This window comes from Thermosipho ferrireducens (genome assembly GCF_017358165.1).
Classification (GTDB): domain Bacteria; phylum Thermotogota; class Thermotogae; order Thermotogales; family Fervidobacteriaceae; genus Thermosipho_B; species Thermosipho_B ferrireducens.
Genome location: NZ_CP071446.1, coordinates 473,844 through 499,896, shown reverse-complemented (window position 1 = coordinate 499,896; position 26,053 = coordinate 473,844). Strand labels below are relative to the sequence as shown.

Annotated in this window: 27 protein-coding genes; 16 read left to right on the top strand and 11 right to left on the bottom strand. The window is 34.9% G+C overall.

All coding sequences use genetic code 11. The features are described from left to right. Positions 1–285: 285 nt before the first annotated feature. Complete coding sequence (locus JYK00_RS02510) at positions 286–2,061, bottom strand: ABC-F family ATP-binding cassette domain-containing protein (protein ID WP_207567134.1); 1,776 nt, start codon at positions 2,059–2,061, stop codon at positions 286–288. A gap of 127 nt (positions 2,062–2,188) precedes the next feature. On the opposite strand from JYK00_RS02510, the gene JYK00_RS02505 reads away from it, so the two are divergent. From JYK00_RS02505 to JYK00_RS02435, 15 genes are read left to right on the top strand one after another with little or no spacing between them, the layout of a single operon-like run. Next, on the top strand, positions 2,189–3,004 hold the full coding sequence (locus JYK00_RS02505) for an Mrp/NBP35 family ATP-binding protein (protein WP_407701719.1): 816 nt from the start codon (positions 2,189–2,191) through the stop codon (positions 3,002–3,004). Then, the gene (locus tag JYK00_RS02500; RefSeq protein WP_207567133.1) at positions 3,005–3,466 is read left to right on the top strand and encodes a YaaR family protein; all 462 of its coding nucleotides are present in this window, start codon (positions 3,005–3,007) and stop codon (positions 3,464–3,466) included. A 9-nt stretch (positions 3,467–3,475) separates the two neighbouring features. Further along, positions 3,476–4,246, top strand: a complete 771-nt coding sequence (surE, locus tag JYK00_RS02495; protein ID WP_207567132.1) for a 5'/3'-nucleotidase SurE — start codon at positions 3,476–3,478, stop codon at positions 4,244–4,246. Beyond that, a complete protein-coding gene (def, locus tag JYK00_RS02490) occupies positions 4,221–4,721 on the top strand; it encodes a peptide deformylase (RefSeq protein WP_407701721.1) in 501 nt (166 codons plus the stop codon). Before surE ends, def begins: the two co-directional genes overlap by 26 nt. Further along, the gene (locus tag JYK00_RS02485; RefSeq protein WP_207567130.1) at positions 4,718–6,289 is read left to right on the top strand and encodes a DEAD/DEAH box helicase; all 1,572 of its coding nucleotides are present in this window, start codon (positions 4,718–4,720) and stop codon (positions 6,287–6,289) included. The genes def and JYK00_RS02485 overlap by 4 nt, the downstream gene beginning before the upstream one ends. An 11-nt stretch (positions 6,290–6,300) precedes the next feature. Next, a complete protein-coding gene (locus JYK00_RS02480) occupies positions 6,301–6,786 on the top strand; it encodes an OmpH family outer membrane protein (RefSeq protein ID WP_207567129.1) in 486 nt (161 codons plus the stop codon). A 7-nt stretch (positions 6,787–6,793) separates the two neighbouring features. After that, complete coding sequence (gene lptB / locus JYK00_RS02475) at positions 6,794–7,501, top strand: LPS export ABC transporter ATP-binding protein (protein ID WP_207567128.1); 708 nt, start codon at positions 6,794–6,796, stop codon at positions 7,499–7,501. Position 7,502: 1 nt separating this feature from the next. Continuing rightward, positions 7,503–8,252: an SMP-30/gluconolactonase/LRE family protein gene (locus JYK00_RS02470; protein WP_207567127.1), complete on the top strand. Its 750-nt coding sequence runs from the start codon at positions 7,503–7,505 to the stop codon at positions 8,250–8,252. Beyond that, complete coding sequence (locus tag JYK00_RS02465) at positions 8,249–8,854, top strand: TIGR03936 family radical SAM-associated protein (RefSeq protein WP_207567126.1); 606 nt, start codon at positions 8,249–8,251, stop codon at positions 8,852–8,854. Before JYK00_RS02470 ends, JYK00_RS02465 begins: the two co-directional genes overlap by 4 nt. Then, positions 8,854–9,231 carry a response regulator gene (locus tag JYK00_RS02460; protein ID WP_207567125.1) on the top strand — a complete coding sequence of 126 codons (378 nt, stop codon included), beginning with the start codon at positions 8,854–8,856 and terminating at the stop codon, positions 9,229–9,231. The genes JYK00_RS02465 and JYK00_RS02460 overlap by 1 nt, the downstream gene beginning before the upstream one ends. Next, the gene (locus tag JYK00_RS02455) at positions 9,215–10,588 is read left to right on the top strand and encodes a GAF domain-containing SpoIIE family protein phosphatase (RefSeq protein WP_207567124.1); all 1,374 of its coding nucleotides are present in this window, start codon (positions 9,215–9,217) and stop codon (positions 10,586–10,588) included. The genes JYK00_RS02460 and JYK00_RS02455 overlap by 17 nt, the downstream gene beginning before the upstream one ends. Before the next feature lie 28 nt (positions 10,589–10,616). Then, on the top strand, positions 10,617–11,174 hold the full coding sequence (efp, locus tag JYK00_RS02450; RefSeq protein ID WP_207567123.1) for an elongation factor P: 558 nt from the start codon (positions 10,617–10,619) through the stop codon (positions 11,172–11,174). A 13-nt stretch (positions 11,175–11,187) separates the two neighbouring features. After that, a complete protein-coding gene (locus tag JYK00_RS02445; protein ID WP_207567122.1) occupies positions 11,188–11,550 on the top strand; it encodes an Asp23/Gls24 family envelope stress response protein in 363 nt (120 codons plus the stop codon). After that, positions 11,551–11,976 (top strand): transcription antitermination factor NusB, encoded by a 426-nt coding sequence (nusB, locus tag JYK00_RS02440; protein WP_207567121.1) that lies wholly within the window; start codon positions 11,551–11,553, stop codon positions 11,974–11,976. 3 nt (positions 11,977–11,979) lie between these two features. Further along, positions 11,980–12,519 (top strand): hypothetical protein, encoded by a 540-nt coding sequence (locus JYK00_RS02435; protein ID WP_207567120.1) that lies wholly within the window; start codon positions 11,980–11,982, stop codon positions 12,517–12,519. A gap of 56 nt (positions 12,520–12,575) precedes the next feature. Here the strand turns inward: JYK00_RS02435 and hflC are convergent, their stop codons facing one another. The 9 genes from hflC to JYK00_RS02390 all read right to left on the bottom strand — a co-directional run bounded on the left by hflC (position 12,576) and on the right by JYK00_RS02390 (position 22,901). Next, positions 12,576–13,421: a protease modulator HflC gene (gene hflC / locus JYK00_RS02430; protein ID WP_207567119.1), complete on the bottom strand. Its 846-nt coding sequence runs from the start codon at positions 13,419–13,421 to the stop codon at positions 12,576–12,578. Next, a complete protein-coding gene (gene hflK, locus JYK00_RS02425; protein WP_207567601.1) occupies positions 13,418–14,344 on the bottom strand; it encodes an FtsH protease activity modulator HflK in 927 nt (308 codons plus the stop codon). Before hflK ends, hflC begins: the two co-directional genes overlap by 4 nt. A 55-nt stretch (positions 14,345–14,399) precedes the next feature. Next, the gene (locus JYK00_RS02420; RefSeq protein ID WP_207567118.1) at positions 14,400–14,753 is read right to left on the bottom strand and encodes a class II SORL domain-containing protein; all 354 of its coding nucleotides are present in this window, start codon (positions 14,751–14,753) and stop codon (positions 14,400–14,402) included. A 12-nt stretch (positions 14,754–14,765) separates the two neighbouring features. Further along, positions 14,766–15,272: a rubrerythrin family protein gene (locus JYK00_RS02415; RefSeq protein ID WP_207567117.1), complete on the bottom strand. Its 507-nt coding sequence runs from the start codon at positions 15,270–15,272 to the stop codon at positions 14,766–14,768. A 62-nt stretch (positions 15,273–15,334) separates the two neighbouring features. After that, positions 15,335–17,350 carry a glycine--tRNA ligase subunit beta gene (glyS, locus tag JYK00_RS02410; protein WP_207567116.1) on the bottom strand — a complete coding sequence of 672 codons (2,016 nt, stop codon included), beginning with the start codon at positions 17,348–17,350 and terminating at the stop codon, positions 15,335–15,337. Beyond that, positions 17,343–18,200 (bottom strand): glycine--tRNA ligase subunit alpha, encoded by an 858-nt coding sequence (locus tag JYK00_RS02405; protein WP_207567115.1) that lies wholly within the window; start codon positions 18,198–18,200, stop codon positions 17,343–17,345. Before JYK00_RS02405 ends, glyS begins: the two co-directional genes overlap by 8 nt. Positions 18,201–18,216: 16 nt before the next feature. Beyond that, positions 18,217–18,690 (bottom strand): hypothetical protein, encoded by a 474-nt coding sequence (locus JYK00_RS02400; protein ID WP_228288190.1) that lies wholly within the window; start codon positions 18,688–18,690, stop codon positions 18,217–18,219. 166 nt (positions 18,691–18,856) lie between these two features. Continuing rightward, entirely contained in the window at positions 18,857–19,945 is a 1,089-nt protein-coding gene (locus JYK00_RS02395) for an FtsW/RodA/SpoVE family cell cycle protein (protein ID WP_207567113.1), read from the bottom strand. Positions 19,946–20,531: 586 nt separating this feature from the next. Next, positions 20,532–22,901: an ATP-dependent Clp protease ATP-binding subunit gene (locus JYK00_RS02390; protein WP_207567112.1), complete on the bottom strand. Its 2,370-nt coding sequence runs from the start codon at positions 22,899–22,901 to the stop codon at positions 20,532–20,534. A 393-nt stretch (positions 22,902–23,294) separates the two neighbouring features. Between JYK00_RS02390 and priA the strand changes: the two genes are divergently transcribed. After that, complete coding sequence (priA, locus tag JYK00_RS02385) at positions 23,295–25,541, top strand: replication restart helicase PriA (protein WP_207567111.1); 2,247 nt, start codon at positions 23,295–23,297, stop codon at positions 25,539–25,541. Here priA and JYK00_RS02380 read toward each other — a convergent pair. Then, on the bottom strand, positions 25,525–25,986 hold the full coding sequence (locus JYK00_RS02380; RefSeq protein WP_207567110.1) for a chemotaxis protein CheW: 462 nt from the start codon (positions 25,984–25,986) through the stop codon (positions 25,525–25,527). The two genes, priA and JYK00_RS02380, sit on opposite strands and share 17 nt — an antisense overlap. Positions 25,987–26,053 lie beyond the last annotated feature (67 nt).

Below are 26,053 nucleotides of genomic sequence, written 5' to 3'. Positions count from 1 at the left end.
CGAGGTTAGTAAAAAAAATAAGATTCCTCACGTACGTTCGGAATGACAATAAGGAATAAGATCCCTCGTTACTTCGTTCCTCGGGATGACATCCTTTTTTTGTCATTCTGAGAATCAGAAAAGCGAGGAATCACCCACCAGTGTCATTCCGAGGAGCGTACGCGACGAGGAATCTTGTAATTGGCGAGATTAGCGAGATTAGTAAAAAACAAGATTCCTTCTGATGTCGTTCCGAGGAGCACATGCAACGAAGAATCTTAATTTGATAGTAGTCGATGATATCAACTATGATGATAGTGTAATGTTTTCATATAAATTTTGAAGGGATTTAAGTTTCTCTTCTAAAGTTTCTATAGTTTCTAATATTTCAAGTATTTTTAATTCCAGGGTTTCTTTTTCCCGGGTCAATTCCATTGCTTTCTGGTAATTTGACCCTACAGTGTCTAATAATTTTATCGTTTTCGAGAGTTTTTGAGAAAGTTCTTCTTCTTCTTTTTTTAATTTTTCAATTGTTTGCATAGTTTTTTTTATCTGGTTTTTTACTTTTTTCCTTTCCTCAAAATTGTTTTCTTTGTTTTTTGTAGGATTTTTGGTTTTTAAATTAGTGTAGGATGTATCATAATTTTCTAAGTTTTTAAGTTCGACGAGTTTTTTGTCTTTTATAGCGAAAAATCTATTGCATACGTTTTTGATAAGTTCCTCATCGTGAGAAACTAACATTATGGAACCCTTATATTCTTTTAAGGCTTTTTCTAAAATTTCAACAGTTTCAAGATCCATGTGATTAGTTGGCTCATCAAGTATAAGAAGATTAGGCTTTTTTAGAAGAATTTTTGCAAGCGCGAGTATTTGTTTTTCTCCACCACTTAATTCATTCACCATTTTAAAGACGTCTTCTCCACGAAAACCAAAGCGTCCAATGTAAGCTCTTACAGTGTGCTCTGGTTCCATAGGCATTTCATCGGAAATTTCTTCAAAAACAGTGTTTCTGTTATTTAAGTTTTCAACAAACTGATCTAAAAACGCGAAGGTAACATTATGGCCAAAAGAAACCTTTCCCCTGTCTGTTATTTTTCCAATAATGAGTTTAAGAATAGTGGTTTTTCCGCTTCCATTTGGCCCAAGAATGGCAACTTTGTCTTTTTCATACATTGTAAAAGAGACATCATTTATAATATTTTTAAATCCTAATTTACTGGCTTCTAAGATAATGTATCCTGTAGGTTCAGGTTGGGGAATCTTTACTTTTTTTGATGATTTTTCGTCAGTTAAAAGTGTTATGTTTTCAAGTTCATCCAGCATTTTTTGAAGTCTTTTTTCTTTGCTTTTTGCCTGTTTGAGAGATTTTTCTCGTCCCCACCTTCTGTATCTTTCAATTATAGTTTTTAAACGCTCAATTTCCCGGGTCCTGTTTTTCAATTCTCTTTCTTGATGTTCTAACAATCTTTTTCGTTCTTCTAAGTATTTATCAAACGGCATACGAAAGTCCCAGATCTTTTCGTTATTTATTTCCAGAAATCTTGTGCAGGTATCTCTCAAAAAGCTTCTATCATGAGAAATTATAATGTAACCTCCATTAAAATTTGAAAGAAGTTTTTTTAAATAATGAATCCCCGCTATGTCAAGAAAATTTGTTGGTTCATCTAAGAGGATGAAATCAGGGGTTTCTAAAAAAAGTCTTCCAAGATGCAATCGTGTCTTTTCTCCCCCACTGAATGACTCTATGCTTCTGTTCCAATCATGCTCTTCAAACCCGAGCCCCTTTAAAATGCTTCTTACCATTCTTTCTTTTTCGGGGGTGTCTGCTTTTTTCATATAATATTCGTAAGGAGTATCGGCGTCAAATGTTCTGAATTGATCAAGATAGACTATGTTTCCAGAGGTAGAAATTTGCCCCTCATAATCTTCAAAAAGCTGGCCAATGGCTTTTAGTAAGGTAGTCTTCCCTGAACCATTTTTTCCTATTAATCCCACTCTATCTTTGTCCTGAATAGTCAGATTAACATTTTTAAACAGCAATTTTCCAGGAAAATTTATTGTTAGGTTTACTATGGATATCATCTTTATGCACCCCTTAAGGTTTTTAACGTAACAGATTATACCATAACGCAACATCTCATGTTAACTTAGGCTGTACTATATCTATGATATAATGTTAATAAAGAATGTTCTTTTTGGAGGTGTAAAAATGGCGAATCCACAATTTAATTTGCAAAACGATTTAAACAAAGTTAAGGAAAAGATGGGAAAAATAAAACATAAAATAGCAGTGTTGAGTGGTAAAGGAGGAGTCGGTAAGACAACTGTTGCGGTGAATCTTGCAACAGCTCTTGCAGAAAGCGGATATAAAGTAGGGTTACTTGACCTTGACATGCACGGCCCGAATATTGTTAGAATGCTTGGAAGTAAAAATCCAACAGTAGATGGAGAAGAAATTGTTCCAGCAGAAGTCTTGCATAACTTGAAGGCATTGTCTATAGGTATGCTTGTCGAAGAGGGCAAGGCAGTTATATGGAGAGGTCCTTTGAAACATTCAGCAATTAAGCAATTTTTGGGAGATACAAAATGGGGGGAGCTTGACTATCTTGTTTTTGATTTACCACCTGGAACGGGAGACGAAGCTTTGAGTTTATTTCAAATGATAGGGAAACTTGATGGGGTGGTTATGGTTACGACACCTCAAAAAATATCGCTGGATGATGTAAGAAGGGCTGTTTCTTTTGTCCAGACAATGGGACAGAAGCTTATAGGAATAGTAGAAAATATGTCATACGTAAAATGTTCTAAATGCGACGAAATAATAGAAGTTTTTGGTAGTGGAGGCGGAGAAATTTTAGCTAAAGAGTATAATGTTCCGTTACTCGGTAAAGTACCACTTGATCCCAAGGCTGCAAAGTATGCAGACGAAGGAAAACCGATAACTCTTTATTTAAGGGAAACAGAAATAGAACAGGTATTTAGAGACATAGCTGAGCAGGTTGCAAAAATAGTAGAGGTGAAATAATTGAGGATAGAACCACCAGGTGATCCCAAGATAAAAAGTGGTGCTATTAAAAAGAAAAAAACGTCAAAGAAAAAGAAGGTATCTTTTGAGGGAGAAGTAAAAGGATTTTTTGATGTTTTAATGGATGTAGAGGAAGAGGTAATAAACAAAGAAATAGAGCGAGTTGTTCAGGAAATACTGGACGCTGGAAATGATTTTGTGAGATCACCAACGCCTGATTCTTTAAAGAAATATAAGGAGAAAATAAAGGAGTTTTTAAAATTAATAGAGAAAAAGCTGTATAAATTGGGTGGAAAGATGGACTATTCTACGAATAGTCCACGTCTTCATATAATTGTAGAAAAAGTTGATCAGAAATTGAAAGATTTAGCAGATAAATTAATGACAGCGGAATCTGGTACAATAAATTTTGCTGCAAGAGTGGAAGAAATCAACGGATTAATCCTTGATTTGTATAAATGAGGTGGAAATGTGAAAATTTTGGTTACAAATGATGACGGAGTAACCGCTCAGGGAATATTATGTCTTGCAAGATATCTTAGCAGGGAACATACTGTGACAGTGGTTGCGCCTGAAACTGAGCAGAGCGCTGTAGGTCATGCTATTACCATAAGGTTTCCGTTGTGGCTTAGAAAGCTTGATATAAATGAGCCTTTTGAAATATATGCAGTTTCAGGAACTCCGGCAGATTGTGTGAAAATGGGGATGGATGTTGTGCTTGGCTCTCCTCCTGATCTGGTGGTGAGTGGTGTAAACAGAGGAAAAAATCTGGGTACAGATGTGATTTATTCGGGAACAGTGAGCGGTGCGTTAGAAGGTGCTATAGCGGGGATTCCTTCTATAGCTATTTCAAGTTCTGATTTTAAAAACCCGATGTACGAGACCGCAGCAAAGTTTTTGTTGAAATTTTTGAAAGAATTCGATGTAAAGACTATTCCAAGATTTACCGCGCTAAACATTAATGTTCCATCAGTTTCATATGAGGAGTTAAAGGGCTGGAGGCTCACCAGACAGAGCAAAAGAATGTATGAAGATTACTTTGAAAAGCGTGTGGATCCTGTGGGAAGAGATTATTACTGGATGATGGGGAATGTGATAGAAAATGATCCTGATCCATTAGCAGATTACAAAGCGTTGAAGGAAGGCTATGTTTCTGTAACCCCCATAAGCGTTTTCATGACAAATGAGAAATATTTAAAGTATCTGGAGGAAGTATATCATGAAAGTAAGACTTCTCGGTGATCCTATTCTTAGAAAAAAGGCAAAGCCGGTAACAAATTTTGAGCAAATAAAAGAAATAAAAGAAGAGATGTTAAAAATAATGTATCTGGAGGACGGAGTTGGGTTGGCGGCGCCCCAGATAGGGTTATCTCTGCGCTTTTTTTTGATGGATTATGGAGAGGGGCCAAAAGTAATAGTAAATCCTCAAATTTTTGAACATTCTGAAGATACAGAGGAAGGAGAGGAAGGTTGTCTTAGCGTACCTGGAATTTTTGCCGATGTGAGAAGATATAAGTGGGTAAAGTTAAGATATCAAGATGAAAATGGAAGCTACCATGAGGAGTTGTTTGAAGGTTATGCGGCGCGTATAATACAACATGAGACGGACCATCTCGATGGAATTTTATTTATAGATAGATTACCATCTGATGTGAAAAAACAACTTGCTCTTGAGCTTCGAAAAATTATGCGAAAAAGACTGGAGGAGACGAAGTGAATTTTGAAGAGTTTAATTTGAGTGACAGTGTGTTGAGTGCAATTTACAAAAAAGGTTTTGAGAAACCAACCTATGTTCAGGAGAAAGTGATACCCTTAATGCTTTCGAAAAAAGGAAATATAATAGCCCAATCGAAAACGGGTACAGGGAAGACTGCTTCATTTGGCATACCACTAATCGAACTTTTGAAACCAAAAAAGTATGTTCAGGCTTTAATATTAACTCCAACAAGAGAACTGAGTCTTCAAGTAGCGGAGGAGATTAGTAGCTTGAAGGGAAAGAAGCGATTGAAAATTTTTCCAGTATATGGCGGTCAGTCAATAAATTATCAGATTCAGCATTTAAAGCGCGGAGTTGATGTAGTTGTAGGAACACCTGGTAGAATTCTTGATCATATCAATAGAAAAACTCTGGATATTTCAAAAGTTGAATATTTTGTTCTTGATGAGGCTGATGAGATGCTGAATATGGGGTTTATAGACGATGTTGAAAGGATAATGGAGAACGCTTCAGATGATAAAAAGATACTTTTGTTTTCTGCAACAATGCCTTCAAGGATAATTTCACTTGCAAAAAAATATATGGGAACATATGAATTTGTGAAGGCGACTGATAACCAGCTTACGGTAAATCTTACGGAACAAATATATATAGAAGTTTATGAAAGTGAAAAATTTGAGGTTCTTTGCAGGGTAATAGATGCAACTGAAGAATTTTATGGTCTGGTGTTCTGTAGAACAAAGTTAGAAGTTGATGAAGTGTCAAACAGGTTGATAGAAAGGGGCTATGATGCAGAAGCTCTTCATGGAGATTTTTCCCAGTATCAACGAGAGAGAGTTTTAAAAAAATTTAGAACACGTAAAGTGAATATACTCATTGCAACGGATGTAGCAGCAAGGGGAATAGATATAGGTGGGCTTTCTCATGTGATTAATTATTCTATTCCGTTAAATCCAGAGTATTATGTTCATCGAATAGGAAGAACAGGAAGAGCGGGAAAGGAAGGGGTTGCTATAACTTTTGTTACACCAAAGGAGTACAGAGAATTATTCAGAATAAAGAAATTTTCCAACGCCAGAATAAAAAAAGGAGAAATACCAACGATAGAAGAAGTTTTGTCGGCGAAGTTAAATAAAATCAAAAAGTTTATTTCTAATCGTAATGAAGTGAAAGATAACAAAGTGTACAAAAAACTAACAAAAGAATTATTAAGTGAGTATTCAACAGAAGAAGTGGTAGAGGGCTTATTAAAATATATTTTAAGAGGTTCTATTTCTGAAATTTTTCAGGATTTATCTCAAAACAGGAAATTTAGCGAGAAAGTACGATTATTCATCGCTCGAGGAAAAAATAGCGGGATGGATAAAGCAAAATTAGTCAGGTTTATTTCTGAAAGAGCGGGGATAAATGATAAAATAATTCGTGATGTCCAGCTTTACGACAAATTTTCTTTTATAACAGTTCCGTATAGAGAAGCTGAAATTATACTGGAAGCTTTTAAAGTTAGAGGGCGTCGTTCGATTGTTTCAAAAGCAAGAGAGAAATCAAAAAGCAAATTTATAAATTAGGAGGTGCTCTCATGAAAAAATGGATTCCATTGATTATTGCGTTATCTCTATTAGCTTCTGTTATTGTAATTTCTGCCGGGGATACGACACAAGGTCCAAAACTTGCATACATTGACTCATCCAAGGTTATTCAATCTTATGATAAGTGGCTTGAAGTGCAGTCAAAATATCAGGAAGATGTTCAGTTTTATACTAAAAAGTTGAATGAACTCGCAAATGAAATAAAAGAATTGAAAGCAAAAGGTGCTTCTCAGGATATTATTAATTCTAAGATGCAAGAATATGCTCAAAAGCAACAGCAGTACAACAAAATGTTAAATGATGAGTATCAAAAGAAATTTGCGGAAATAGAACAGGAAATACTCTCCAAAATAGCAGAGTATGCGGAAATAATGGGATATGATTTTGTGTTTAATAGTAAATCAATGGCATATGGAAGTACCAAATACGATATCACAGCTCAATTTATTGAATATTTAAAAACAATAGGTCAGTAAGGTTTTTATGAAACTTTATTGTGAAAAAATAGTAAAGAAATTTGGTAGAAAGAAAGTTTTGAAAGGTGCAAGTTTAAATGTTCAAAATGGGGAAGTAGTTGGGTTGCTGGGTCCTAATGGCTCAGGAAAAACTACTCTTTTCAATATTATTCTTGGGGTTGTTGTGCCAAACTCGGGGAAAGTTTATCTTGGGGATAAAGATATAACAAAAGTTCCTATTCATAAACGTTCGTTAATGGGGATAACCTATCTTCAGCAGGAAACATCTGTTTTTAGAGAATTAAAGGTGGATGAGAATTTAAAGCTGGTATTGGAATTTCATTCTCAGAAAAATAGGATAAATGGAAGAACGAATAAACTTCTTGAAGAGTTTGGAATAGCGCTTTTAAAAAATCAAAAGGCGTCTGATTTATCTGGCGGAGAAAAAAGGCGTTTGGAGCTTGCACGTATGATGACTCTCTCGCCACGTTTTCTTTTACTTGACGAACCATTTGTTGGTATAGACCCAAAAACAGTTAAAGAAATACAGGGGATGATATTAAATTTAAAAGAACGTGGCCTTGGAATAATTGTAACTGATCATAGCGTTGAAGCTTTGATACCGGTTGTGGATAGGTTGTATGTAATACACAAGGGGGAAATAATTTCAGAGGGAGAACCGGAGAAGGTGCTGAAAGATGAGGTGGTGAAAGAAGTATACCTGGGGGGAGAATGAAATGAAAATAGTTATGAGCATTCTTTTTTCAATATTTGGTTTGTTTGTTCCTGAAAGTATATGGGTAACTCAGGAGGGATATTATATCTCTCAAATGGGAAAATTGTACACAGCTGATGGAAGTGTATTGTACCAGTCAAGAATGGGGAACTATGTTATAGAAAATCTGGTGGATCCTCGAGGAATTTATGTAGAAAACGAGACACTGTGGATAGCAGACAAAGATAGATTAATAGAATATAGTTTGAAAAGCCACACTTATAAGATATACACGCCAGTAACAGGTAGTGCAAAGTATTTAAATGACGTGGTGAAGTATAATGGTGAAATGTATGTATCAGATACATATGGGGACACAATTTATATTTTAAGGGAAAATGAATTGTATCCGGTGCTGAGTATAGCTTATCCAAATGGCCTGAGTACAGATGGAGAATATCTATATATCGTTTCTTTTACAGATCCAGCAAGTTTATTTGTTAGTGATGGAAATAAAGTGGTGAAAAAAATGGTTTTGAAAGGAATATCATATGGAGATGGATTGGCTTACGATAGGAAAAACGATCTTTTTTTTGTAAGTGGATATGAATCTGGGAATATTGGAGTGTTTACCAGGGATGGACGTTTTTTATACGAATTTTCTGGACTTGGAAAGCCTGCTGATTTGTTTTTTGACGAAAAAAATGAGATACTTTACGTACCAGATATGGAAAATGGGAAACTTACTGCTTTGAAGGTGGAAATAAAGTGAGTAGAATATTTATAATGAGATTTAAGAAGCTGGGATTATTCAGATATGTTTCGGCTCTGGACACCATTCGTAGTATAGAAAGAGCTTTGCGGCGTTCTGGGTTAAAAATGGAATTTACTCAGGGATTTCATCCCATGCCAAAAATTTCTTACGTTGATCCTGTTCCCACAGGTATTGTGGATAAGGCTCTGTATTTAAAAGTTTTTTTTGAAGAAGATTACGATACTAATTTTGTATTAGAAAAAATCAGGAAAGTATGCCTGAGAGAAATTTGCGTATTTGAAATTTTTGATAAAAATTATGATTTTAATGAAATAGATGGTTATAGTTACAAAGTTATAATAAAAAAGCCCTTTAGTTATGATCCTGATTATGTTGTAGAAAAGAAAACAAAGAGAGGTATGAGATACTTTACATTAAAGGAAACATTGGAAAATCTTCGAATAGTTGGTTTAAAGGATTATGTTGTGTTAAACTATTATCTTAGGAAGAAGAATTTGTTTAATCCACATAGTATTTCCGAGAGTGTTTATATAGCGATGAGGGAAGAAGCACTTATTGGCGAAAAAAGGTTTTCTGAAGTTTTGAGAGGGGTGTCTTAATGAAAGCCAGAATTCTCGTTATCGATGATTCAGAAGTATTACGGAAGATAACTACTTTTAACCTGAGAAAAGCAGGATTTGAAGTTTTTGAAGCAGTCGATGGAATAGATGGGTTAGAAAAAATGCGAGATGTAAAGCCAGATTTAATAATCCTTGATATAATGATGCCGCGTCTTGATGGATTTGGAGTGCTTAAACAAAAACAAAAAGAGGAGGATTTGAAAGAAATCCCTGTAATAATTTTAACAGCTAAAGGTGGGGCTGAAGATGAAAGAATTGCAAAATCACTTGGAGCTTCTATTGTGATGACAAAGCCCTTCAGTCCAACTTTACTTATAGAAGAAGTAAGAAGGTTGATAGATGATGCAGGAGCTTAAGAAAATTTACAAAATGTTATGTGAAATTTCAAAAAGTAAAGAGCAAGAAGCAGCTACGAAAGAAGAGCTCTTAAAGCTCATTGAAGAGGAAATAGTCAGGATAAAAGAAGAGCACATAGCGTATAAACAGGAAATAGAGACTTCAACCCTGCTTATTGAAAGTCAACTTGAGGAAATTTCAAGGACTTATGAAGAGATTTCCACGCTTTTTGAAGTAAGTAAAATTGTTTCGAGTAATTTAAATGTACTTGATATGCTGAATCCCATCCTGCGTACTTTGAAAAAAGCGATAAAGTTTAAGTGTGGAGTAATTTATATATCTTATGAAAAAGCTTTTGAGAAAATAGGAAATTGTGAAAATGTGACAGAAGATTATCTTGTTGAACTGTACAATGAAAATCCGTTAAACGTTGTATACTACGATGAAAGTGAAATTTACTCAGAAAGTTTTTTGCTTGTTCCTATATCAGGTGGGGAAGAGAAAAAATGGGGATTTATTGCGTTAATTGGAAAGGAAACGGGAGGAATTCTGACAGCCGGGGATAGAAAAATAATCGAATCTACTGCGCAGCAAATAGCAAGCAGTATTGAAAGATATTTTTCCATGAAAGAAGAGATTGAAAGGCAAAGGTTTAATCAACAACTCGATATTGCGAGAAATATACAGATTAACTTTTTCCCAAAAAAGTTTCCGCATAACAAAAAGTATGAGAGTTACGGCGAAAGTATTCCTGCGGTTCACGTTGGAGGAGATTATTTTGATGTATTTGAAACTGAAAAAGGAGAGCTATTTGGCATCCTTGCAGACGTGTCAGGAAAAGGACTGCCCGCCGCTCTTATAATGTCTTCTCTTCGAAGCGCTTTTAAATCTCTGGTTCAAAGCTCATCTGCGTGTTTAAAAGACATATTTTTCAGATTGAATAATACAATGTTTGAAGACATAGGAGAGGATAGATTTGTTACTACTGTGGCGTTTAAATTAAACGGAGAAGGAGTTTTAGAAGTAATTAACGCAGGCCACGACCCATTATATATTGTGGACGATAGTGGAATGGAGAAGGTATGTTCTTCCGGTACACCGCTTGGAATGTTTGAAAATGTGATGTATGAGGTAGAAACTGTAAAGTTGACACAGGAATCTCTTATATTTGCATATACCGATGGAATAGTGGAGGCAAGAAATATTTCAGGAGAAGAGTACGGCTTTGAAAGGCTTGAAAGGATTTTAAAACGAAGTATTTATCTGAACGCAAAATCAGTTGTTGATGTGGTGGAAAAAGATGTATTTTCCTTTTCTCAGGGGGCTCCGCAACATGATGATATTACATTGCTTGCAGTGAAATATAAAATAGTCTAATTGTCTAAGAAAACAGGGAGGTGTTTTTGTGATAGATGTTGGTTCGCTGAGCAAAGGAATGTATATTGTTTACGGAGGAGAAATTTATCGAATAGTTGATGTGAATAAACATTTCAGGGCACGAGGTTCAGGATTAATACGAACAAAATTGAAAAATGTTTCAACAGGATTAATAAGAGAAGTAAATTTTAATAGTGGTGAAAAGGTCGAAGAGGCGCAAATAACCTTTAGAAAAGCTGAATATCTTTACAATGATGGCTCATCTTATTATTTTATGGATAACGAAACATTTGAGCAGTACGGAATACCAGAGGATGAAATAGGTGATGATAAATATTATCTTGTTGAGAATACAGAAATAGATTTAATAATGCACGATGGGAAACCTATAGGCATTCAGCTTCCAACGAGCGTGGTTTTAGAAGTTACTGAGACTGAACCAGGATTTAAAGGTGATACAGTTTCGGGCGGAGGAAAACCTGCTATACTCGAAACAGGCTTAAAGATAACAGTCCCCTTTTTTGTAGAAGTGGGAGACAAAGTTAGAGTGGATACAAGAACAGGGGATTATATTGAAAGAGCCTAAGGAGGTGGCAATTATGGAATTTGAACAGGGGAGTATAAATATTAGTGATGATGTTTTAAAAGAAATAGCATTCAGAAGTTTTCTTGAAGTACTGGAAATTACTCCCGATGATAAGGAATCTAAAAGGTTAAAGAAAAGTGTAGAAATTGAAAGAACGCCTGAAGATGGTGTGATTGTTTATGTAAAAACAAGCGCTCCTTACGGGAAAAGTATAGTGGAGTTTGGAAGAAAAATTATGAAGAACATTAGCGAAAACATTCAAAGGATGACAGAGTTACAAGTTGTAGCTGTTAATGTTACAATAACAGATGTTACAGAGACATTTGAAGAATTAAATAAAGAAGCCGAAGAAACAGAAGGTGAGGAGGGGCAGTAATTGGCAACAAGACGCCGTAAGATGCGTGAATACATATTTAAGACATTGTTCCAGTGGGATTTTCGAGGAGATGATTTAGAAGAAATAGCAAAAGAAGAGCTTTTGTATATAAGAGATAAAAAACTTAGAATACAGGCTTTTGAATATGTTAAAGAAATGAAAAAAGTGATCGGTGAAATAGATAAAATAATAGGTAAATATCTTGAAAATTGGTCTTTGGAAAGGCTTTCTGCAGTGGATAGGAATATTTTAAGACTGGGGACTTATGAATTGCTTTATGTGAAAGATGTTCCCATTGAGGTTACACTTGATGAGATGATAGAACTTGGAAAGACGTTTGGAACAGAAAATAGCGGTAAATTTGTAAACGGTGTTCTGGATAAAATTGCCAAGGGGGAAGCACCAAAAGAAAAGTTTGAACTTTAAGTTTTGAGTAGATTTTGGGGGGATAGGGGGGAAAATATATCTTTTGTAGAACTTATTATTTGCATAGTTATCTTTGCAGAAATAATTTTTGGAGCATATATGTTATTAGACGCGACAATGAGTTTCTATAGTTATATAAAGGCAGATTACAACGATTTTTTAAAAACATTTCACATAGTAAATTATATAAGATACGATTATTATAACAGAGGAGTATCAGAAATTTCTGTTTTAAATAGTAAGAAAATATCGTTTCAGGAGATTTTGAATAAAACTTTTGAGGTTAAGAGGGTTACGTATCAGGCGATTACTTTTTATGATACAAAAGAAAAGAAAGAAAAAACAATATTAAAGCGAATGGTATCAAAGGATTACAGTAACAAAGGTGTTAATTACTTTGACCCGATTACTGGAAAAATCACCTTTTCCAAAGATGGCTCTTCGTGTGTAATAAAAACTTCCATTGGAGAGTTTTCTTTTCCTGTAAATATTCCCAGCCGTGAAATAATACTTGGTATTTCCGTGAAACCTATCGAAAATTAAGAGTAATTTGAATGATCAAAATAAATATAAAAAGCCCCGCTAAGGGGCTTTTTAAACTATTTACTGAAATATTTCAGAATTTCCATGTCTCCCAGAATAACGGTCCCGTTTTTGAAAATGTCGTTATATGAACTTAAACTACGCCAGAATTCGAAAAATTCAGGATCCTGTTGATATGCTTCAGCGTATATTCTTGTGGAACTTGCCTCTCCTATACCTTTCAGCTGTTCAGCTTTGCTTTGAGCTTCAGCAAGAATCACTGTTGCTTTTTTATCAGCCTCTGCTCTGATTTTTTGAGCTTCTTTTTGACCTTCAGCGCGAATTTGAGCTGCTATACTGTACCTTTCCGCTTTCATTCTTTCGTACACTGCTCTGATGTTTTCATTTGGAAGATCAGCGTGTTTTACTCTAACGTCAACGACTTCTATTCCAAAATCTTTTAAATCTTCGCGCGAGAGTTTTGTAACTTCACGTAAAAATTCTTCACGCCTGTCAGAGATAATTTCGTCAAAGGTATGCTTTGCAAAAACATTTCTTATGTGTGAGTAGACTATATCGTCTATTCTGGATTCAGCGAGCGCTTTGGTTCTCATAGTTTCAATAAATTTCTGAGGATTTGCTATTTTCCAGAGCGCGTATGTGTCTATAATGAGAGTCTTTTTGTCTTCTGTAATTATTTTTTCAGGTTCTATATCGTATAGCAGTATTCGCTTTTCAAATTTTTTTACATTGTCAATAAAAGGAGTTTTGAAATGAATGCCAGCCTCTGAATAAGTATTTATGATTTCTCCAAATCTTAAAACTACCGCCTGCTCCGTCTGGTCAATGATAAAAATAGAGAGAGATAAAATGATCAACGCTATTACAATTATTACAATTGTTGTTATTAATTTACCACTCATTGTGAACCACCACCAATAAATTGGTTTAAGTCTATTAGTTTTAATGTTCCAGATTTATCCAGTATAAATACTTTTTTTATGTCTGACAATACTTCTTGAATTTTTTCGATTTTCAACCTTGTTTTTGTTATTTCAGGAGCTAATCTGTATTCTTTTAAAACACTTAAAAATCTCCGGGTTTCTCCTTCTGCTTCCAGGACTTTTTGTTTGGCATAAGCTTCTGCTTCTCTTAATATTTGTTCAGCCTGTCCTTCCGCCTTTGGAACTATATCGTTTGCGTATTTTAAAGCTTCGTTTACGAACCTTTCTTTGTCCTGCTTGGCGTTATTTACATCATCAAAAGCGGCCACCACATCATCAGGAGGAGCAACTTCCTGCAAATACACATTCGTTATTGATATACCTGCATCATAAGAATCCAGTATTTCCTGGAGAACCTGCGCAGTTTCCTGGGCGATTTTGTCTCTTTCTATTGTTAAAACATCATCGATTTTTCTCACGGCAACTCTTTCGCGAAGTACCGATTCAGCGGTGAATCTTACAATGTCTTTTCCGCTGATGATATTAAATGCAAACTTTACAGGGTCTTTGACTTTATATTGTACAGCAGCTTCTACACTAATTATATTACCGTCTCCAGTAAGCATAAGAGCTTCAGAAGGTACGGACCTATAAGTTACTTTTCCGTAAGTAGTAACTGTTCTGAAACCAATTTCTTCTTTTCTTACACTCTGGATATCAACTATTACCCGGGATTGTATGGGGTATGGCAAATGAAAGTGGATACCTGGTCCTGTTGTGTATGAGTACTTTCCAAAAGTTTTTATAAGTGCAACTTCAGATGGGCCAACCTGATATACACCTGTACTTAGAAATATAACAACAATGATAGCAATAACTATCAAAACAATAAACTTGCGAATCAAAATATCACCTCCAAAAAAATAAGGCGCCAGGTGGCGCCGATCATCTGGCAAATTATTCTACGGAAATTTCTAAGTCATTTTCCCAGAGTCCATGAATGTTGCAGTAAGATAATGCTATTAATCTGCAGCTTTTTTCAAGTTTAATTTTTGTTTTTACAAACGGTTCAGAAAGTTCAGGAACGAACTCAAATCTTCCAATGTGCTGTATGAAATTTGCGCCTTCAGGTATTGCGTAAAGGTCTATCCAGGCAATATGATGTTCTATAGTATTTGGATGAGGTATTTCTTTTCCCACAGAAACTTCTACTTCAAACCATTCATTGGCTTTAACCTTTTCAGGAGCGACTATGACGGGAACATGTTTTTCACCCTTAAAATCACCTGATTTGATAAAATTTCCCAGCATTTTGTCATCCCCTTAAAATTCCACGAACTTTTCCTTTGGAGCATTACATACGGGGCATGTTTCTGGTATTTCATCTTCAGCAGTGTAACCGCATATAGAACAAATATAGATTTTTTCCGCAGAATAATCTTCACCTTTTTCAACAAGTTCTTTGGCTTTTTTGTACATTTCAGCGTGAATTTTCTCGGCTTCCATAGCAAAATGGGTTGTTCTTACAGCGTCTTTTTCATCCTGGAATTCTGCTGCATTTTTATAAACAGGGTACATTTCTTCGACTTCAAATGTTTCCCCGTCAATACATTGTTGCACATTCTCGGCCATTTCCTCGGATAATTTTGCAAGCGCTTTGAAATGATTTCTTGCGTGGACAAATTCGGCATATGCGATAGCTTTAAATAAATTTGCTAATTTTTTTAGTCCTTTTTTTTCAGCTTCTTCTGCAAAGATGGAGTATTTCATATGAGCCATTGATTCACCTGCAAAAGCGGCTTCTAAAAATTGTTTTGTCATATCTCTCATTTTATCACCCTCCCCCTTTAAACGTTAGCTATACATTTGTCGACATTATATATTATACCACGCTATTGTAATTTTTTTTCAATTTTTGTTAAATCACCTACTGACATAAAAAGTTTATCCAGGTTTTTCAGAAATCCCAATCTATTCATTCTCAAATCGTCCTGTTTTGTCATCACAAATACATTGTCAAAATAATTATCTATGAATGGTCTTAATTCAATAAGCCTTTGTAGAGCTTCTCTATAATTGAGTTCTTCAATGGCGCCTAAAACTTTTGGTTTTACTTCAATGTATTTGTTAAATAACTCTTTTTCGGCTTTTTCAAGAAATTTATCCCCGTCAAAATCATAAGAATCGTACTTTTGAGATATGTTGTGCACTCTTTCAAATCCGACGAGAAGATGCTGGAAATCTTCTCGAGAAGAGATCTCATTCAACGCTTCAGCGATTAATTTACCGTGAAGTGGTTTTTTCCAGAATTTTCGTACAGCTCTTGCTATATCATATCTTGTTGAAGCGTGGTAGAGTTCATAGCGGGTAATTAGAAATTCTATTAAAGATTCTGGAATCTCCTTTCCTAAAAGGTTTGCGATTTCGCCAATAATATTTTCTAAATTGATATCCCAGTTAAACTTTGTAATTATTCTGAAGACAGTGTCCACTTTTTTTCTGAGGCCAAAAGGATCTTTTGAACCAGATGGAATATTACCAACTATGAAGCTCCCGACTACAGTATCGAGCCTATCTGCTATAGCTACTATAGCACCGGTTATTGTTTCTGGATAATCTGTGTAATGTTCTTCAATACCAATGGCAACAGATGGATCTTCTTTATCTTTTAAAGCATAAATTCTTCCCATAACGCCCTGAAGTTCTGGAAATTCGTAAACAACGTTTGAAGCAATATCGGCTTTGCAAAGCTCTGCTGTTCTTATTACTCTTTTTTTGGTGGAGAAATCAAGCTTTATTTCTTCGCATATGTGCGAGGAAATAGTTTTAATTCGATTTACTTTGTCCATGAGAGTTCCAAGATCTTTCTGAAATACTATTTGTGTTAGTTTTTGTGCAAAAGTTTCAAGAGGCAATTTCATATCTTTTTCGTAATAATATTTTGCATCTTCAAGCCTTGCATTTATTACTTTTTCATAACCGTTTTTAACAATGTTCAGGTTTCCAGATGGAGAATCTGAAAAAGAAACAAATGAATTTGTGATTTTTTCACGCCTATACACGGTGAACGATCTCTGATGGTGTTTTATAGTTACTGTAATGAGTTCCTCTGGAAGGTCAAGATATTGTTTTGAAAAATTGCCGGAGATTATAGTCGGATACTCTGTTAAATAAACAATTTCTTCTATTAGTTCTTCATCTTTTTCAATTTTGAGGTTGTGTTCATTTTCGAAAGAGTCTATCTGAGATAAAACAAAATCTTTTCTTTCTTTTATAAAAGGAATAACTTTTAGTTCTTTCATTTTATTTATGTAATCATTTACAGAATTTATTTTAACAGGGGCTTCTTTAACGAATCTATGTCCGTATGAAATATCTGATGATTTAATGTCAAATATTTCAATATTAAGAGGTGTGCCGTTGTAAAGAGATAGTATCCAGTGAGGAATTCTTACAAAAGAATATTTACCATTTCCCCATTTCATGGGTTTTCTGAAATTCATTTTCATAATTATTTCGGGAAGTCTATTGCTAATTATTTCCATAGCTGTTTTTCCAGGAACTTTTTTTCTTATGTATACATAATTGTTTTTTATTTCAATATCATCTAAACTAACACCGTTGGATTTTAAAAATCCTTCAAGAGCTTTTGTGGGAACGTTATTTTCATCGTAGGCTACTTTTAACGAGGGTCCACGTTTTTCGATAATTTTATCCTCTTGCTTTTCCTGAAGTCCGATTATGAAAAATCCAAATCTTCTTGGGGCGGCGAAAGTTTCGAATTTATCATATGATAAGGCTTCCTCTTCAAGAAGTTTTTGAATCTTTTCTTTAAGCTGGGATACTATATTTTCGAATTCTGTTGAAGGTAATTCTTCAACACCTATTTCAAAGAGGTATTCAGCCATTTTGTTCACCTGCCTCTTTTTTAACAAATTTTTTAGCACATCTTGTAGCCATTGAACGTATGTCTTTTATATAACTCTGCCTTTGAGTTACGCTTATGGCATTTCGCGCATCTAAAAGATTAAAAATATGAGAGCATTTAACAAGGTGTTCGTATGCCGGGAAAATGAGTTCATGGTTTATTAATTCTTCAAATTCTTCTCTATAGATGTCATATAGTTGAAAAAGTTTCTTTGTATCAGCTTTTTCAAAATTGTAAATTGAGAACTGTCTTTCATTTTCCAGGAACAATTCGCCGTATTTTACATCCTGGTTCCACATTACTTCAAAAACGTTATCAACTCCCTGTAGATACATTGCTATTCTTTCGAGTCCATAAGTTATTTCTAAAGGTATTTCTTTTAAAGATATTCCACCAACTTGCTGAAAGTAGGTGAACTGAGTAATTTCCATTCCATCCAGCCAGACTTCCCAGCCAATTCCCCAGGCGCCCAGAGTAGGGGATTCCCAGTTATCTTCAACAAATCTTATATCGTGTTCTCCGGGATTTATTCCAAGTACTTCCAATGATTCTAAGTAAAGTTTTTGAGAGTCTTCTGGATGAGGCTTTATTATTACCTGGTACTGGAGAAAACGCTGCATTCTATTGGGATTTTCCCCGTATCTTCCATCTGTTGGACGTCTACTTGGTTGGACAAAAGCCACTTTCCACGGTCTTTTTCTCAACGTTCCAAAAAATGTTGATACGTGAAACGTTCCAGCGCCCATTTCCATGTCATATGGAAGGTCAATAAAACACCCTTTTGAAGACCAGAATTCGTCTAACTTTTTTATGAGATCTTGTAGGTACATATTTTTCCTCCTTTCGCTATTTACCGGGGACATAGAGATTGAATTTTTTCCTTATATTTGTAATTTTGTACTCGTTTATAAAAACTACTTTTGTTGGATGATATTTCACACCCACCCCAAAAACCAGCATGTAAACTTTGCCTGGTTTGCCAACAACTATATCTGAATCAGCAGATATTTTAATGTCGTAATCTGTTTTAATGCGGGGTTCTTTAAAATAATAAAACTTGTATTTGGACAGTCCAGGTTTTATTTCCCGTGAGAAATAAGTAGTGTCTCCTTTTTTGATAGTTACCCAGCTTGGCTCATCTCCTATAACAAATAGCATAAAATACCCGGTATCAGGTGTATCTTCCAGGTTGCTTAGAACATATTCAAGATCTACTCCGAGATTTCTTAAGTAATTTGTAGAAAGAATGTATTTATCTATAAGAGAATTTGGTCCAAGTTTAACTTTTAAATCTTTTAGATCAGTTTCGAAGCTGTTCAATGTTTTTTCCACGTAGGATTTCAATGCGTTGTATTTATTCAAAATGTCACGGTACCTTATAAAATTGCCAATCGATAAAACTACCGTGACAATGAAAATTGTTATCAGAGAGAAAAGAATAAAAATTGGAAGCAAATCCAGGTTTTTTCGCCGCTTTGTCACCAATTTACGTTCGCCTCCTTTTTAATTTGTCGGAGAGGGCCTGGGCTTTTAGCAAAAATCCTATCATAACTCCAAATATAAAAGTAGATGATCCCCCGTAACTAAAAAAAGGCAACGGAATTCCAGTTACAGGGGTGATTCCAATGTTCATTCCTATATTTTCAAATATGTGAAACATAAATGTAGCAGATATTCCTACAGATACAAATTTCCAGAAAGCATTTTTATAATATGTCTGATATAACAACACCCGAAATATTATTATTCCAAAAGCTATTATTATCAAAATAGTTCCAAGAAAGCCAAATTGTTCAGCAAAAGCAGAGAAAACAAAGTCTGTTTCTATTTTTGGCACAAACATGCCGTTGACAGATGGTGAAACAAGAAATCCACGGCCAAAAATACCGCCAGAGCCCACAGCATTTTGTGCCATTATCACATTGTATGCCGCTCCCTGTGCATAATGTTCTGGATTTATGAACGATAGAATTCGTGCTTTTTGATAATCTTCAAGGAAAAAAGAATATATAATAGGAGCTGAACCCGCACCAATTCCTACTATAGAAAGGGGATAAATGATTTTGATTTTGGAAAATAGAACCATTATGAACCAGACAAATAAATGTAAGATTGACATTCCAAGATCTGGCTCCTTAATAATTAATGCTATTGGTATTAAAGTGAGTACTAAAGAAATAAAGAATTCTTTTGTTTTAGCATTTGTTAATAGATAAGCCAGTATTAAAATTAATGCCAATTTTGACAATTCAGACGGTTGAAAAGAAATAAGATAAAATTTAAACCATCTTTTTGCTCCTCCAATATAACTTCCCCACAACAAAACAGCTGTTAAAGAAAAAATAGATAATATATAAAGAGGGATTATTATCTTTTTTATAAAATTTTCTTTTAAAAAATAAACAACAAACATTCCAAGAATCGCGAGCACGTTCCAGATTAGTTGTTTTATAAAAATTGAAAAATGTTCAGAAGCTCTTGCGATGCTCCACAAATTTAAAAGTCCCAGGGCCATTATTAATATAGTGGGGAGAAATATAAAAAAATCAAAAAAATTATTTTCTTTGACTTTCATTCTGTGTTATGCACCGCCCTCAAATGTAAAATTTGTTTTTCAGGTGTATTATATCATATATTTATATTGGCGAGTGTTAGCTTCCCCACTCATGTCATTCCGAGGGGCAAAAAGGCGAGGAATCGCCCGTCCATGTCATTCCGAACCCGAAGGGTGAGGACTCACCCCTCAATGTCATTCCGAGGAGCGTATGCGACGAGGAATCTTGTATTTAGCGAGATTGGCGGGATTAGCGAGAGTTAGCGAGGTTGGTAAAATAAGATCCCTCGTCACTTCGTTCCTCGGGATGACATTCTCCTCACGTTCGTTCGAAATGACAATAAGGAATAAGATCCCTCGCATACGCTCGGGATGACAGGAGAGGAATATTCCTCGGGATGACCTTTTCTTCCTTTGTCATTCCGAACCCGAAGGGTGAGGACTCAACCTTCCATGTCATTCCGAGGAGCGTATGCGACGAGGAATCTTATATTTAGCGAGAGTTAGCGAGATTAGCGAGATTGGCGAGGGTTGGTGGAAAGGGAATAAAAAACAAAAAGCGGGCTATTTTTCAACAAGCCCGCTTTGAGGAAAAATCTTTTTTTGATTAATTTACCGGTAGTGCTTTAAGTTTTGCGATTGTTATTTTTCCTTCGTTTTCGTCCACCTGTATTACTTCGTTTTCTTTTAACTCTCCAGCTATTATCATTTTGGATAAAGGAGTTTCCAGTTCTCTTTCTATCAATCTTCTTAATGGTCTTGCGCCAAATGCTGGATCGTATCCTTTTTTTGCTAACAGTTCTTTTGCTTTATTGCTAAGCTGGATTTTTATATTTTTATCTTCGAGACGTTTTTCGAGTTGTTTGACAAGTTTTTCGACGATTTGTTTCATATGTTCATTTGTGAGCGGTTTGAATATTACCACATGATCTATTCTATTTATAAATTCCGGTCTAAAGTAATGTTTTAATTCTTCTCTTACGGATTCTTCGATTTTTTCGAACGATAATCCTGCTTCAAGTTTTCTTAATATCTTATCACTTGCAAGGTTACTTGTCATAATGATAATAGTGTTTCTGAAATCAACGGTATTTCCTTTTCCATCTGTTAATCTTCCATCGTCAAAGACCTGGAGTAATACGTTGAATATTTCGGGATGTGCTTTTTCCACTTCATCAAGTAGTATTACACTGTATGGTTTTCTTCTTACCTGTTCTGTTAACTGCCCTCCTTCGTCGTATCCAACATATCCTGGAGGAGCGCCTATTAGTCTTGCAACTGAGTGCTTTTCCATATATTCACTCATATCTATGCGTATTAAAGAATTTTCTGAACCAAATAAAAGTTCTGCTATAGTTTTTGCGAGTTCTGTTTTTCCTACACCACTTGGTCCAAGGAATAAAAATGTTCCAATTGGTCTGTTGGGATCTTTAATACCTGCACGAGCTTTTCTTATAGCATCTGCGACTACTTTTACTGCTTCTTCCTGATCAACCATTCTACGATGAACAAGTTGTTCAAAATTTAGCAATTTTTCTTTTTCTGACTCCATCATCTTAGTTGCAGGAATTCCAGTCCAGGATTCTACAACCTTTGCCACGGTGTCCGCTGTTACTGTATCACTACCGTATTTTTTTTCTAATTCCTCGTACTGTTTTTGAAGAGTAAACATTTGCTGTTTCATTTCAGCTGCTTCCTTATATTGAGAGTTTATTGTGAGTTCATCTATTTTTTCGCCGAGAGCATTTATTTTTTCTTTTAGTTCAGAAAGCCTGGGATCAGTGTTTTTAAGTCGGATTTTAGCGGCGGCTTCATCGATAAGGTCAATTGCTTTGTCTGGCAAAAATCTATCCTGAATGTATTTAGAAGAAAGTTTTGCAGCAGCTTCAAGCGCTTCATCAGATATTTTAATATTGTGATGACTTTCGTAGGTTTCTTTTAAACCTTTTAAAATTTCTATAGTTTCTTCAACACTTGGCTCTTTTACCATAACAGGCTGAAATCTTCTTGCAAGAGCTTTGTCTTTTTCTATATGTTTTCTATACTCATCTAATGTGGTGGCTCCTATACAATGCAATTCTCCACGTGCTAAAGCTGGTTTTAACATATTAGAAGCGTCCATCGCTCCTTCTGCAGCTCCTGCGCCTACAATTGTGTGTAGTTCGTCTATGAAAAGAATTACATTGTCTTTCATTTTCCTTATTTCATCTATGACTTTTTTTAATCTTTCTTCGAATTCTCCTCTGTATTTACTTCCTGCTAACATTTTTCCAAGATCAAGCATAAGTACTTTTTTGTTTTTCAATGCATCTGGAACATTTCCCGATATTATTTTTTGAGCCAGCCCTTCAACTATAGCAGTTTTTCCGACACCTGGATCGCCAACTAAGACGGGGTTGTTTTTTGTTTTTCTTACTAATATTTCAATTACCCTTTGTAACTCTTCGTTTCTGCCTATGACAGGGGATAATTTTCCTTCTTTCGCTAATTTTGTTAGATCTACGGTATATTTATTGAGAATGTTTTCTTCGCTGTTTAATTCCCCACTTTCGACAAGTTCTTTTACTGCTTTTAAAAGATTTTCATATGTTATTCCAGCCTTTCCAAGAACACTTGCAGCTTGTAATGTTCCATCTTTTAAGAGGGCCAATACAAAATGAATAGGGGAAACTTTGTTGTTTCCTAATAATTTAGCCTCTTTTCGGGCTAAATCCAGAACACGAGACAATTCATTTGAAATATAAACCTGGGATCCAGAACCATAGTAAACGCCATATTGCGATTCGATTAACTCCTCCAGACTATTGAGAATTTCTTCAGTATTTACATTTAGTTGTTGAAAAATTTTTGATACATCTTCTTCCTGCATTACTTCGTATAACACGTGTTCAGGTTTGAGCAAATTCTGCCTTTTGTGAGTTAATTGTTCAGCTGCTTGCTGAAGAATGTCGTTCATCCTTTCATCTAAAAACCTCATTTTTTCACCTCCGGATATTATTTTTTTATTTATCACTCATATATTTAGACTGCTAAAATTATTTACAGTTCAGTGTCGTTTGTATCTAAAATATTACTAAGAGTATAAATTTTTATCAAGGATCTTGTTTTTACCAACCTCGCTAACTCTTGCTAATTACAAGATTCCTCACCCTTCGGGTTCGGAATGACAAAGGAAGAAAAGATCATCCCGAACACATGTGAGGGGGATCTTATTTTACCAGCCTCGCTAATCTCGCTAACACTCGCTAACCCTCGCCAACTTCTCCAACTCTCGCCAACTTATTTTTTTAACAAAAGAATGTTAAAATTTAAGGTGATTATTTAGAGATAAATAAAAGCAAAAAAATCAAGAAAATGTGAGGTGGCGTTTTTGGTTTATAAGGTAGCTGTTTCAAATTTGAATTTAAATAAAACGTTTTTGTATTCATCGCAGATAAAACTGGAAATAGGTGAGCGTGTTCTGATAGATTTTAACGGAAATAGAAGAGTTGGGTATATTGTTCAGGAGAGCAATGAAAAAGGCGCAGTTAAATCTATCATTGAAAGAATAGATGGAAAGAGTTTTCTGGAAAAATGGCGTGTGAAGATTCTTTTAGGGGTTTCAAATTTCTTTGGTGCGCCTGTTGGAAAACTTTTTGATCTATGTTTTCCCAAAGGTTTAGATGATTATTTCGTAACTTATGTAAAGTCCCGGAGTCCTTTTCTTGGCTTTGATAACCTGTCGGTAGAGAGCTTTATTAGCAAATATGGAAAAAATAAGCTTAATGAATTTATAAAACAGGGAATAGTTGAAATAGTAAAAGATTTTACGGTTCGTACTCCACGTCCTAAAAAGGAACTTTTTGTAAAACTTATTTCCAATCTGGAAGAACTGGCATATAAACGTTTAACAAAAAAACAACTCATGGTTGTTAATTATCTTCTTTCTACCAAAGTAGTATCCTATGAAGAATTGAAGGCTGAACTGAATATTAATTTAGACGTAGTTTATCAATTGAAAAGAAAAGGAATTGTTGAAATTTTCGAAGAAAGAATAGAGCAGTTTGAGAAAATACAGCTCACAAACTTACAAAAAGAAGTAGTAAATGAAATAATAAATAATCCGGGGATGCATTTATTAATGGGAGTAACTGGAAGCGGGAAAACAGAAGTTTATATAGAGGTTATGAAACATTATTTGAAAATGGGTAAAGTTCTTTATTTAGTCCCTGAAACATCTTTGATAGAACAGACTTCCATTAGAATAAAGACCAAAATTCCTGATGCCAAACTTGGAGTTTACCACAGCTATCTTACTAAAGCTAAAAGAGTAGAAACCTGGATAAAAGCAGTAAAGGGAGATCTGGATATTTTACTTGGTACAAGGAGTGCTGTTTTTGTTCCTTTGAAAGATATTTCTCTGGTAATAGTGGATGAATTTCACGATGAAAGTTATTACCAGGACTCAAATATTACTTATGATACTATTAAGATTCTTGAAGAGTTTCCAGTTCCCGTAATTTTTGGAAGTGCAACACCTCGCATAGAACATTATTATAAAGCGAAAAAGGGGATATACTATTTTCATAGATTAACAGAGAGGTTTGGTACTACTCTTCCAACAGTAGAAATAATCAATATGAAAATCGAAGACAAAGTTTCGCCATATCTTTCGAAAAAAGTATTAGATGAGATCGCAGAAGTTGTAAAAAAGAACGAAGAAGTAATGGTATTCGTCAGAAGAAAAGGTTTTTCACGAATAGTGTGTCAGAATTGTGGATATTTTGTAAAATGCCCTAATTGTGAAACTTCATTGACCTACTATAAATCAAAAGGCATCTTAAAATGTCACATTTGTGGTTATGAACAATCTACAATCTCAGCGTGCCCTTCGTGTGGTTCTATTATGCTACTTGAAAAAGGTACCGGTACGGAAAGAATGGAGAAAGAGTTAGTCAAACATTTTCCAGGTAGACAGATAGCAAGAGCTGATACTGATCTCATATTCAAACCAAAACTTTTTGAAAAATTACTAAAGAAACTGATCTTGGGAGAAATTGATATTCTTGTTGGTACGAAAATGATAACTAAAGGATTGGACATTCCCAAAGTATCTTTAACTGTTGTTGCAGACATAGATGCAATTGCCACAATACCGGATTATAATTCAGAGCTCAGAGCGTTTCAACTCCTGGTTCAGGTTACAGGACGTTCAGGAAGAAAAGCCCCTGGAAAGGCTGTGATTCAAACCTATTATCCAGAAAGTGATATACTGAAATATGCGATTAACCAGGATGTGGAGTCTTTTTATGAAATTGAAATAAAAAAAAGGAGAGCACTAAACTACCCTCCATTTTCAAACATAGTCCATATAATAACTTCTTCGCAAAATCAGGCTCTTGGTTATGAAACGGCAAAAAAGATAGTTGAAGAATTAAAAAAATCGTACAACGATCCCATTATTGGACCAACGGAATATCTTATACCAAAGATAAGAAATAATTATTTATATCATTTTATAGTTAAAACTTCCAATCCTCAAAAAGTTATCAATAATATAGAACAGTTAAAAAACAAATACCCAACTAAACTTTTTCTAAGGGTAAATCCCCCATCAATTCTTACTTATTTACATTGACAAGTTGTTCCAGAGCAATTTTTTCGCTCTTCAATAAAATCTTTTCAACATCAAGAACAAGTACCATCCTATTTTCAAGTTTGGCGATTCCTAAAAGATATTCAGAAGATGTATTTCCATATTCGGGAGCCTGTTCAATTTGCTCTTCTGTCAAGGTTATGACTTCTTTTACGTCATCTACAAGAAAGCCCAATTTCTTTTCGTCTGAAAAACGAATAACTATTATCTTTGTTTTTTCCTTGTCTTCAAAATCAGGCAGGGAAAACTTTTTTCTGAGATTTATAACAGGGACGACTTCTCCCATGAGATTTATTATTCCTTCTACAAAGTCTGCTGCGTTAGGAAGTTTTGTTGTTTTTTCATATTCTTTTACACGATCAACTTTCATTATATCTACTGCAAATTCTTCAGATTCAAGCATGAACGTAAGAACTTTTAGTTCCATAGGATCACCTCCTGTTAATTCTATACAACCTGTAGTAATTATTTTACCATATTATACTCAAGTATTT